Here is a 12,736-nt window from a genome sequence, read left to right as displayed (position 1 = left end):
AGCGCTATCCATCGAACTACCCCACACTACGCAACGCGGCCCCAATCACCGCTCTCAGCAACTCGGGTGCACACCGACTTCATCGCCTGCAGGTAGCGGGCGACGGACTTCTGCGCGACCGGGTTGTCGGGGAACATCACCGCCATCGAAGTGCCCTGCCCGTACCGGAATATGTAGATGGTCAGTTGATAGGAATACCGGCCGTCGGAGTAGATCCCGATGTTGTCGGCATAACCCATGTCGGCGGCGGCCAACACGGCGTTGAGCGGAGCCGCGTCGCCGTGCAGAAAATTCGAGACCGGGAAATTCGGCCGGGGCCAGTTGAGCCAAGGGGCCAACTCCAGCACCCGGTAGAACGGGACCTTCGCCATGTCCAGGCCCGAGTCGAAGGAATTCTGCGCGGCCCACGCCGCGTCCCCGAACGATGCCGCGGCGATCGGAATGGTGATCGGGACCAAGCCGGTGAACCAGCCCTGGGTCATGAAATTCTCCGACGTGCGGCGGGTATCGCGCGGGGTCAGGCCGTAGTAGGTCAGGGCACCGGTGAACTCATGTTCGACCAGGGCCATGCAGGCGAACAGGCCGCCGATGAACCGGGCGCCGGCACCGTCGCACGCGGATTCGAATTGGGCCGTCTGCTCCGGGTCCATCAGTTGGAGGGTGACCATGTCGCTGTCGGACGGCTTGCGCGGATTGCCCAGCGGAAGCGGGAATTCGGGAAAGCCGCCGCCGTTGTTCTCGGCGAAGTCGATCCAGGCGCGCACCTGTGGCGAATCCTCGGTCAACTGCGCGGTGAAGTCACGCTGCTGGACGCAGAAGTCGTCGTAGCTGCCGGTCTCGGGCAAGGCGAGCGGTCCGTTGCCGGCGGTCAGCGACTGATACATCGCGTGAGATTCCAGCATGGTGATGCCGATCAGCGTCGCGTCCCCGTGGACGTGATCGATGCTGGCATAGAAGGTGAACTGGTCGTCACTCTGCACGATGCCGAAGCTGAAGCAACCCCATTCCAGGGGATTCGGTGTGGAGATCACATGCCGCCGAATCTCGTCGGCATCCATTTGACCGTGATTGACCGGAGCGAATTCGATGTCCGTCGGATCGGCGAGGGTGTGGCGGACCAGATCACCGGTGTCGGTGCATTCGAACCAGCTGCGGTAGGTGTCGTGGCGGCGCAGGTAGGCGTTGAGTGCTCGATCCATGATGTCGATATCGCAGTGACCGGGAACCTCGCAGCCGGCGAGTATGAGCCGGGAAAAGTCGAGTCCAGCGGAGGTGCGCTCGTGATAATTCCGCAGATGCTGGGCCTGCATGTAGCTGACCGGAACCGAACTGACCGGAGCCTGCCGTGCCTTTTCCCGCGCTGCATCGGTCGGGTGCCAGGAGATAACCGTCCCGGGCCGAAAGCTCCATTGATTGATGGTGCCGATCGTGATTTTCCCGATGCGCAATATTTCCTCCCGGGTCTGCGCTACCCCGGTGCGGCCGCGCTGTTACCCAGATCAACATAACCGTTCCCCGATGGCACCGGTGAGCACGGCCGGAACGGGGTCGCAACCTGTGACCTTGCTTAGTCGCGGCGTGGCGGATCCGCTCGCTTGCCATACTGGGCGCGGGAAGGGTGCGGCTGCAGCGCAACCGGGCCGGCCGACCAGAGAGGGCAATGCATGGCAATCGTGGCGGAACCGACGGGGCCGACATCAGGGTTTGCAATCGTCGGTTATGCGGCGCGGTTCCCCGGTGCTGCCGATGCAGACGAGTTCTGGGACGTGCTGCGGCAGGGCCGCGATGCGGTCTCCGACGTGCCCCGGGACCGGTGGGACGTCGATGAGTTCTTCGACCCCGATCCGGACGCGCCGGGAAAAATGGTTGCGCGCCGCGCAGGATTCATCGAGGACGTGACGGGGTTCGACGCGCCGTTCTTCGGGGTCTCGACCCGCGAGGTGCGGTTGATGGACCCGCAGCATCGGCTGCTGCTGGAGACGGCGTGGCAGGCGGTGGAGCACTCCGGTACCGCCCCGATGGCGCTGGCCAATTCCAACACCGGGGTGTTCATGGGTCTGTCCACCCATGACTACCTGGGCATGGCGTCCGACGAACTCGACTACGCCGAGATCGAGGCCTACATGGCGATCGGCACGGCGGCTGCTGCGGCAGCCGGCCGGATCAGTTATCGCCTGGGACTGCAGGGCCCGGCGGTGACGGTCGACACCGCGTGCAGCTCGTCGCTGGTGGCGATCCATCAGGCGTGCCAGGCGCTGCGGTTGGGCGAGTGTGACCTGGCGCTGGCCGGCGGGGCCAACGTGCTGCTCAGCCCCGCGACCATGATCACGTTCTCGCATGCGCACATGCTTGCGCCGGACGGACGCTGCAAGACGTTCGACGCGGCCGCAGACGGCTACGTGCGGGGCGAGGGTTGCGGCGTCATCGTCATCAAACGGCTCGACGACGCGATCCGCGATGGCGACCGTATCCGGGCCGTGATTCGCGGCAGCGCGATCAATCAGGACGGCGCTTCGGGTGGTCTGACGGTTCCCAACGGGGTCGCCCAGCAGCGGGTGATCACCGAGGCCCTGCACCGCGCCGGCGTCGCAGCCAGTGACGTCGGATACCTGGAGGCGCACGGGACCGGGACCTCGCTGGGTGATCCGATCGAGGTGCAGGCCGCCGGTGCGGCGCTCGGCAAGGGTCGCGACCCGGGCCGCCCGCTGCTGATCGGGTCAGTCAAGACCAACATCGGGCACCTGGAAGCGGCCGCCGGAATCGCCGGTGTGATCAAGGTCATCCTGGCGCTGGAGCACGAGGCGCTGCCCAAGCACCTCAATTTCCGCAAACCGTCGCCGCACATCCCGTGGGACCGGCTCGCGGTGCGCGTCGTGCAGGAGGCCACCGCCTGGGAACGCAACGGCGCGCCGCGCATCGCCGGGGTCAGTTCGTTCGGGTTCTCCGGGACCAACGCGCACGTCATCCTCGAAGAAGCGCCCGCTCGGGTGCCCGCACCCGCCGTGATCGACGACAGTGAGGACCGCCGGTTCAGCCTGCTGCCGCTGTCGGCCCGCAGCCCGGCCGCCCTGGTGCAGCTCGCGCAGCGGTATCGCGAGTGGATGACCGCGCATCCCGAGGCCGCTCTGACCGATCTGTGCTTCACCGCCGGTGTGGGTCGTTCCCACTTCGAGCACCGCGCCGCGCTGGTGGTGAATTCGGTGGAGTCCGCGAGTGAGCTGTTGGGCGCGCTGGCCGACGACCGACCGGCCCCCGGCCTGGTGCGCGGTGAGTCCGCTGCCGACGTCCCGAAGACGGCCTGGCTGTTCCCCGGCCAGGGCAGCCAGTTCGCCGGCATGGCCCGGGAGTTGTTCGAGACCGAACCGGTGTTTGCCGAGACGATGACCCGGTGCGCGGCAGTGGTCGACGCCGTGCTGGACCAGCCGCTGCTGGACGTCATCTTCGCGCCCGACGGATCAGACACCTTGCGCCAGACCAGCTATGCCCAGCCCGCCCTGTTCGCGGTGGAGATGGGTCTGGCCCGGCTCTGGCAGTCGTGGGGACTTCAGCCCGACGTCGTGCTCGGGCACAGCGTCGGCCAGTACTCGGCGGCCTGCGTCGCCGGTGTCTTCAGCCTCGAAGACGGCGCGTTGCTGCTCGCCGAACGCGGCCGTCTGTTCGGGAACCTGCCCGCGGGTGGCCGGATGGTTGCGGTGTTCGCCGCCGCCGAGCGGGTGGAGAGCTTCACCGATGAATTCCCCCGACTCTCGGTGGCCGCCTACAACGGCGCCAACACCGTGCTGTCGGGACCTGCCGAGGATCTGGACCGGGCGGTGGCCGCGCTGACCGCCGACGGAGTGCGGTGCGACTGGCTGGACACCAGCCACGCGTTCCACTCGGCGCTGTTGGATCCGGCCCTCGACGAATTCGAGTCGTACGCAAGCCGTTTCGAATACCGCTCGCCGCAGCGTCTGCTGGTGTGCAACCGCACCGGTGCCGCGCTGGGCAGGACGGTGAAACTGGACGCGCGCTACTGGCGTCGTCATGCGCGCCAGCCGATCGAATTCGCCAAGAGCGTGGCCACTTTGGCCGACCTCGGCTGCGCGGCACTGCTGGAGGTCGGGCCGCAGCCGGTGCTCACCGCCGCGGCACTGCGGGTCTGGCCCGACCCGGCCACCGCGCCGCGCGCGATCGCGTCGCTGCGCCGCAACGGTGCCGACCACCGCCAGATCACCGAAGCCCTGGCCAGCGCCTACACCACGGGGCACCTGCCTGATTTCGGCGCGCTGCAGCATGGGGCCACCCACAAGCTCGACCTGCCCACTTACCCGTTCCAGCGCCGCCCGTACTGGTACCGGGACAGCCGCGCCCCGGTCGCCGAGACCGCCGCCCCCGCTGCGCGGACCGAGGCGGTGCGCCTGCTCGAGGACGGCCGGATCGACGAACTCGCCGCGCTGCTCGACGGTGACAGCGGCAACCAACAGACTGCGGAAATTTTGAAAAAGTTTGCCGCGCAGCATAATCGCCAGCGGGCGGTGCAGTCGATCGTCGACGCGCGCTACGAGATGCGCTGGCAGAAGTCTGCGGTGGCCAAGGTGGGCGCCGGTGAGGGCTCGGCCTGGCTGCTCATCGGTGACGACGCCGAACTCGCCGCGTCGTTGACCGAGGCGCTGACCGCGCGGGGTCACCGGTACCGGATCCTCGGGTTGCCGGCCTCCGACGCGGACCGCGACCGACTCGAAGCCGCATTGCGCGCCGCGGTGGCCGAGGAACCCTCGCTGCGCATCCTGTGCCTGGCTGCCCTGGAACGCGGCGGTGTCTCCACTGCGCCGTCGATGCGTTCGCTGCTGCGGATGCAGCACCGGGTGCTCGGCGGAGCCAAACACCTGTTCCGCGCCGCCGTTGCCGCCGAACTGCGTACCCCTATCTGGCTGGTCACCCGCGGTGCGCAGCGGGTCGTCGACGCCGACGTCGTGTCGCCGGTGCAGAGCTGCCTCTGGGGATTCGGTCGCGCGGCCGCGCTGGAGCATCCGCAGGTGTGGGGCGGGCTGGCAGACCTGCCCGACGGCAGCACCGACGAGTGGTCCCGACTGATCGACCAGCTGGCCGTGACCTCACCCAACTCGGCGGTCCGAGAAGACCAGATCGCGTTGCGCGACCAGGCTGTCTACGTTCCCCGGCTGCACCGTCGGCCCGGCCTGCCGGTCGCCGCGCCGCTGCAACTCCGTTCTGACGCAACGTATCTGGTGACCGGTGGGCTGGGTGCCGTCGGTCTGGAGATTGCCGGATACCTGGCGTCGCGCGGTGCCCGGCAGCTGGTTTTGACCGGTCGGCGGGCGCCCGGTGACGGTGCCCGGCAGCGCATCGAGGCCATCAGCGGCGAGCATGACTGCCAGATCAGGGTGGTCGCGGCCGACGTCGCCGACCCGCACGACGTGGCCCGCCTGATGGCCACCGTGCAGTCCGAGCTGCCCGCGCTGGCAGGCATCGTGCACGCCGCCGGTGAGATCGGCAACACACCCCTGCAGACTCTCGAGGACACCGAAGTTGACCGTGTCTTTGCTGGAAAAGTCTGGGGCGCTTGGCATTTGAGTGAGGCTGTGGCGGATTTGCCCGGGGACCAGAAACTGGACTTCTTCCTGTGCACCTCCTCGATCGCCGCGGTCTGGGGCAGCTTCGGCCAGACCGCCTACAGTGCCGCCAACGCCTTCCTCGACGGGTTGGTGTGGCGGTTGCGCGAACAGGGCGTGCCCGCCATGAGCGTGAACTTCGGTCCCTGGATGTCCGGGCTGTCCGGAGCGTCCGGCATGGCCGACGAGGACGCCCGCGCCCGTCTCGAGCAGCGCGGCGTCAAAGCTCTGTCGTCCGCTGACGCGCTGGCCGGGATGGCCGAGGTCATGGCGGCGGCATCGGAGACCCCGAACGGCGTTGTGGCACGGGTTGATTGGGCCCGCTTCCTGCCGCTGTACCAGCTGGGTGGCCGGCGGTCCTTCCTCGCGGAGCTCGAGCGCGAGGTGCCCGAGTCCGGAACGGCGGCAGCGGCATCGGGGGCATCCGGTCCCACTCGATTGGTCGAGCAGCTGACCGCGGCTCCGGTGCAGCAGCGCAAGAAGATTCTGGTCGAGTTCCTGCGCGACGTGGTGGCGGACGTGACCCGGACCGACGGGTCCGAAATCCGCGAGGAGGCCGGCTTCTTCGACCTCGGTATGGACTCGTTGATGGCCGTCGAACTGCGGCGGCGGGTCGAGCAGGCCGTCGGCAGGGATCTGCCGGCGACGCTGGCGATGGATCATCCGCGCCTGGTCGACGTGGCGGACTACCTGCTCGGCGACGTACTGCGACTGGGTGCCCAGCCCTCGGCGGCCGCGGCGCCGACCCAGCCGACGTCGTTGACGTCCGGAGCCGCCGACGAGCCGATCGCGATCGTCGCGGTGGCGTGCCGCTTTCCGGGTTCGCCCAATCCCGAAGCGTACTGGGACCTGTTGTCCGGCGGTGTCGACGCGATCCGTGAGATCCCCGAGGACCGGTTCGACATCGACGAGTTCTACGACCCGGATCCCGAGACGCCGGGCAAGATCTACAGCCGCAACGGGGGGTACCTGGAAGGCATCGCGGAATTCGATCCGGAGTTCTTCGGCATCTCCCCGCGCGAGGCCGTGTGGATCGATCCTCAGCAGCGGTTGATGCTGGAGATCGTCTGGGAGGGTTTGGAGCGCGCCGGATATTCGCCGACGGCGTTGCGCGGCAGCCGCAGCGGCATCTTCGTCGGGGTGGCCGCCAACGAGTATTCGCATCTGCTGTCGCGGGACTCGGTGGACAGCATCGAAGCCCACTTCATCACCGGCAATGCGCTCAACGCCATCGCGGGCCGGGTGGCGTTCGCGCTCGGGCTGGAGGGCCCTGCGGTGGCGGTGGACACTGCCTGCAGTTCGTCGCTGGTGGCTGTCCACCAGGCCTGCCAGGCACTGCACTCCGGTGACTGCGATCTGGCGCTGGCCGGCGGGGTCAACGTGTTGCTGAGCCCCGCGTCCATCGTCGCCGCCTCCCGAGCCCGGATGCTCTCGCCCGACGGTCGTTGCAAGACCTTCGACGCCGCGGCCGACGGGTACGTGCGCAGCGAAGGCTGCGGGATTCTGGTGCTCAAGAGACTCAGCGACGCTGAGCGTGCCGGGGACCGGATCTGCGCGGTGATCCGCGGCAGCGCGGTCAACCAGGACGGCGCTTCCAGTGGTCTCACAGTGCCCAACGGCGGTGCGCAGCAACGCCTTATCGCCTCGGCACTGACGCGCGCCGGTTTGAGCGGCGGCGACGTCGACTATCTCGAGGCGCACGGGACGGGCACCGCGCTCGGTGACCCGATCGAGGTGCAGGCCGCCGCGGCCGCCTACGGTACCGGCCGCACCCCGGACCGGCCCCTGCTGCTCGGATCGGTCAAGACCAACATCGGCCACCTCGAGTCCGCTGCGGGCGTCGCCGGACTGATCAAAGTCGTGTTGTCGATGCAGCACGAAATGCTGCCGCACCTACTGCATTTCGGGAACCCGTCGCCGCATATCCCGTGGAGTTCGCTACCGGTGCGGGTGGTGGACGAGCCGATGCCGTGGCAGACCAACGGCAGGCCGCGGCGGGCCGGGGTGAGCTCGTTCGGCTTCACCGGCACCAACGCGCACGTACTGATCGAGGAGGCGCCGCCGGTTGTCGACGACCTGGCCGGCACCGATGACGACGGGGTGGTGGCGCCGAAGGCGGACACCGCTGACGAACAGGTCAAGGTGTTGCCGCTGTCGGCGCGCTCCCCGCAGGCGCTGACGGCGTTGGCGCAGCGGTACTGCGAATGGCTCGACGCGCATCCTGAGGTCGACATCGCCGACGTCTGCTTCACCGCCGGAGTGGGCCGCTCACAGTTCGAACACCGGGCCGCGCTGGTTCTGGACCCGGGCGGGGACCCGGTGCGCAACGCCCGCGACCAGCTGGTCGAGTTGACCGAGAATCGGCTGCGACCGGGGGTGCTGCGCGGCGAATGCGCCGACCCGCCGACCACGGCGTGGTTGTTCACCGGGCAGGGCAGTCAGTACCCGGGCATGGCACGCGAGTTGTTCGCTGCCGAACCGGTATTCGCCGACGTCCTGCAGCGATGTGCCGCCGCGGTCGATGACCTGCTGCCGCGGCCACTGTTGGAGGTGATGTTCGCCACCGACCGGGACAGTTCGGAAACGTTGCGGCACACGTCTTTCGCGCAGCCGGCGTTGTTTGCCGTCGAGATGGGTCTGGCCCGGCTGTGGCAGTCGTGGGGCATCGAGCCCGACGTGGTTCTCGGGCACAGCGTGGGCCAGTACGCGGCCGCCTGCGTGGCCGAAGTGTTCAGCCTCGAGGACGGGGCCCGGCTGATCGCCGAACGCGGTCGGTTGTTCGGCAATCTGCCGGCCGGCGGCAGAATGGTCGCAGTCTTCGCCGATGCCGGACACGTCGAGGCCGTCGCCGACAAGTCGCCGCGGGTTTCGGTCGCCGCCTACAACGGCCCTAACACGGTGCTGTCGGGCCCGGGCGAGGACTTGGAGCAGGTCGTCGAAGCCCTCAGCGAGGACGGGATCCGCTGCAACTGGCTGGACACCAGCCACGCCTTCCATTCGGAGTTGCTGGAACCCGCGCTGGACGAGTTCGAGTCGTATGCGGCGGGTTTCCAGTTCGCGGTTCCGACTCGACCGCTGGTCTGCAACCGCACCGGCGGGGTACTCAGCGCCGAAACCCCGCTCAACGCGCAGTACTGGCGGCGGCACTCCCGGCAGCCGGTGCAGTTTGCCGAAAGCGTGCGCACGGTGGCGCAGCTGGGATGCACGGTGTTGATGGAATTGGGTCCGCAGCCGATCCTGACCGCGGCCGCGGTGCAGGTGTGGCCCGAGCACGCGACCGCGCCCCGCGCGATCGTCTCGCTGCGCAAGGGCACCGACGCGCGGCGCCAGATCGCCGAAGCGGTTGCCACAGCCTATGTTTCGGGGCATCGTCCGGATTTCGCCAAGCTGTATCACTCGCCGCGCCGCCGGCTCGAACTGCCGACCTATCCGTTTCAGCGCCGGCACTTCTGGCCCAAGACCTCCGGCATCATCGGCGGCGGCGAAGGTGTCGCGGCGTCCGGGATCCTGGGCAGCGCAAAAGACCTCGCCTCCGGTGACGCCGTCTACACCAGCCGGTTGTCGGTCAAATCGCAGCCGTGGCTGGCTCATCACGTCATCTACGGCACGGTCGTCGTCCCGGGCGCGACGTACGCGGCGATGGCCCTTGCCGCCGTCGGCCCGCCGGCGCGGGTGCAGGATGTCTTCTTCTACGAGCCGATCATCCTGCCGGAGAAGAGTTCTCGTGAGGTGCAGCTGACGCTGACCCCGACCGAGGATGGCAGCGGCTTCACCTTCAAGGTGCACAGCCGCCCCTACGGGGTGCGCGATGTCGACTGGTCGTTGAACGCCGACGGGACCGTCGTGACCGGTGTGGACGACGAGTCGGCGCTGGATACCGAGGATTCCGTCGAAGCGGCGACCGAGCAGCTGAGCCGCACCCGGCCGCAACAGCTGTTCGAAACCTTCGCCGACATGGAATTGGCCTGGGGGCCAACCTGGTCGACGTCCCTGAAGTCATTGTGGGTGGGTGAAGGCGAGGCGATCGGCGATGTCGTCGTCGGCGACGAACTCAGCGAGCACCTCGGCGGGGAACCGATCCATCCGGTGCTGCTGGACCTGTGCACCGGTGTCGCCTTCCCGGCGTTCCCCGCGCTGCTGGCAGCCGAGCACGGCGTGGCCGACCTGTTTCTGCCGCTGCGGTACGGCCGAGTGATGCTGCGCGAACGGATGCCACGCCGGTTCTTTTGCCGGGCGAAGTGGCACGGCAATGCACTGGACAACGAAACACAGGTCTTCGACCTCGATTTCGTGGACCGGGACGGGCGCCTGTTGGGCGGTATCCGCGAGTTCACCGTGAAGCGCGCGCCCCGCGAGGCGTTGCTGCGTGGGCTCGGAGGTGACGCCACCAGACTGCTGTACACCCTGGGCTGGCACGAGGTGCCGCCGCCGCCGTCCGATGGTGATGAAAGCATCTCCGGCACGTGGCTTGTCGCCGGATTCGACGAGCTGGCCACCGAGTTGCCCGGCTGCCTGCGCGTGGATCGCAACGCCGACGCCGAACAGTGGCGGCAGCTTATCGCGCAGGCCCAGGACCGCGGAATGCCGATTTCCGGGATCGTGTTGCGCGGCAGCTCCGGACCGGCCGGCGAGGAGTCCAGCGCCGAGTTCGCGCAGCGCCTGCAGACCGAGATCGGCGAAGTGATCGACGTGGTGCAACCGCTGCTGGCTGACGAAACGGTGAAACTCACCGGCGGACTGTGGATCGTCACCGAACGAGCCGTCGCCGCAGAACCGGGTGAGCCTGTCGACCCGGTGCAATCCGCGCTGTGGGGGCTGGGACGGACCATCGTCGCCGAACAACCGATCCTGCGCTGCCGCCTGGTCGACCACGACGGGTCCGAGGAAGCGGTGTCCGCGCTGGCCAGACTGCTCGGCGCTCCCGGCGAGGAACCCGAATTCGCGCTGCGGCAAGGAAAGTACCTGGTTTCGCGGCTGATGCCGTGGGCCCGCAGCGGACATCTCGCGGTACCCCGCGCCGGCGACTACGTGCTGGCGCCGACCGAGCGCGGTGCGATCGACAACCTGCGTCTGACCGAGTCAGAGGTCAACTCGCCCAGCGAGGGCCAGGTGCAGATCCAGGTGGAGGCCGCCGGCCTCAACTTCCGGGATGTGCTCAACGTGCTCGGCCTGTATCCCGGCGACCCGGGGCTGATCGGTGGCGACTTCTCCGGCATCGTCACCGAATTAGGCAGCGGCGTAACCGGACTCGCGGTCGGCCAACGCGTGATGGGCTTCATGCAGGGCGCGTTCGCCAGCCGGGTCAACGTGCCGGCGCAGTTGCTGGCGCCCGTTCCGAAGGGACTGAGCGCGGTCGACGCGGCCAGCATTCCCGCCGCCGCACTCACCGCGCGACTCGCGTTCGACTGGGCCAAGCTGCGGCCGGGCGACCGGGTCTTGGTGCATGCAGCCAGCGGTGGGGTCGGGCTGGCCGCGGTCCAGTTGGCCCAACAGCACGGTGCCACGGTCTTCGCCACCGCCAGCACCTATAAGCGGGCCATGCTGCGCAAACTGGGCGTGCAGTACGTCTATGACTCGCGCAGTACGGATTTCGCCGACCAGATCCTCGCCGACACCGGGGGAGCCGGTGTCGACGTGGTGCTCAACAGCCTGACCAATGACGGGTTCGTCGCTGCCACCGTGCGGGCCACCGCGCGCAACGGACGATTCGCCGAAATCGCCAAGCGCGACATCTGGTCGCCGGAACAGATGGCGGCTGAACGGCCGGACATCGCCTACGAGATCGTCGCGCTGGACGGCACCATCGTGTCCGACCCCGCGCACATCCAGCGTCTGCTGGTCGAGGTGTCGGAGGGACTGGGCAACGGCGAGTGGTCGCCGCTACCGGTGGAGATCTATCCGCTGACCGAAGCCAAGACCGCCTTCCGCCGCATGCAGCAGGCACGTCACATCGGCAAGATCGTGCTACAGATGCCCAAACCGCTTCAGCTGCACGGTGATCGGAGTTACCTGATCACCGGTGGTCTGGGAGCGCTCGGGCTGCACACAGCCGCCCACCTGGCGCAGCTCGGCGCCGGCGACATCGTATTGACCAGCCGGCGAGAGCCCGATGCCGAGGCGCAGCGGACCATCGCCGACATCACCGAGCGGTACCGGTGCCGGATCCACACCTTCGCCGCCGACGTCGGTGAGGAGACTGCGGCCGCCGAGTTGCTGGGGCGGATCCGGTCGGAGCTGCCGCCGCTGGCCGGGGTGGCCCATCTGGCCGGTGTGCTCGACGACGCGCTGCTGACCCAGCAGGACGCGGCGCACTTCCAGACAACCCTGCAACCGAAAGCATTGGCGGCGTGGCATTTGCATCGGTTGACGGCAGACGACGACCTCGATTTCTTCTTGCTGTATTCGTCGGCCTCCAGCGTGCTGGGCTCGCCCGGACAGGCAAACTATGCAGCGGCCAATGCACTGCTGGACGGACTCGCCGCCTACCGCAAGGCCCAAGGTCTGCCCGCAGCCAGCATCAACTGGGGTCCGTGGGGCAAGGGCGGCATGGCCACGTCACATGCGGCGCGCGCCAATCTCGGTGCACAGGGCCTGCTTCCGCTGGAGCCCAGCGCGGCCCTGAGTGCGCTGGGCGAGATCCTCGCCCACGGCACCGGGCAGGTCACCGTGATCAAGGCCAACTGGCAACGGCTCGCCAAGATGCTCGGCGGTGCCCGGCCGCCGATCCTCGACCACCTGCTGCCCAGTGATGCCACAGCGACACCCGGCGACAGCGAATTGTTGCGTCAGCTCTACGAAGTGCCGGAAGCGCAACGCGCCGACTTCATCAGCGAGTACCTGCAGCACGAGGTGCAACAGTTCCTGCGGCTTGCGCAGCCGCCCGCGGCCAGCAGCCGGTTCCTGGACCTGGGTACCGACTCGCTGATGGCGGTGGAACTGCGCAACCGGTTGCACGCGCAGTTCGGCGGGGCGTTCACCATCAGCGCCACGGCGGTCTTCGACTACCCGACAATCCGGTCGCTGGCCGAGTATCTGGCCGAGCAGCTGCCGGAGACGGACGGGGAAGTCCCGCAGGCCGAGGACGCGGACGGCGAGTCCGAATCAGCACCGGGGCCGGCTGACTGACG

At 68.3% G+C, this 12,736-nt stretch carries 2 protein-coding genes; one reads left to right on the top strand and one right to left on the bottom strand.

Annotated features, from left to right (window positions below):
* Positions 1-26: 26 nt before the first annotated feature.
* Complete coding sequence (locus AC5Y3Z_RS18420) at positions 27-1,448, bottom strand: condensation domain-containing protein (protein WP_463824828.1); 1,422 nt, start codon at positions 1,446-1,448, stop codon at positions 27-29.
* A 216-nt stretch (positions 1,449-1,664) separates the two neighbouring features.
* Between AC5Y3Z_RS18420 and AC5Y3Z_RS18415 the strand changes: the two genes are divergently transcribed.
* Entirely contained in the window at positions 1,665-12,734 is an 11,070-nt protein-coding gene (locus AC5Y3Z_RS18415) for a type I polyketide synthase (protein WP_463824827.1), read from the top strand.
* Positions 12,735-12,736: the final 2 nt, after the last annotated feature.

The organism is Mycobacterium sp. NGS61, assembly GCF_059812325.1.
The sequence above is the reverse complement of the archived record's forward strand: the minus strand, read 5'-3'. Positions and strand labels throughout refer to the sequence as shown.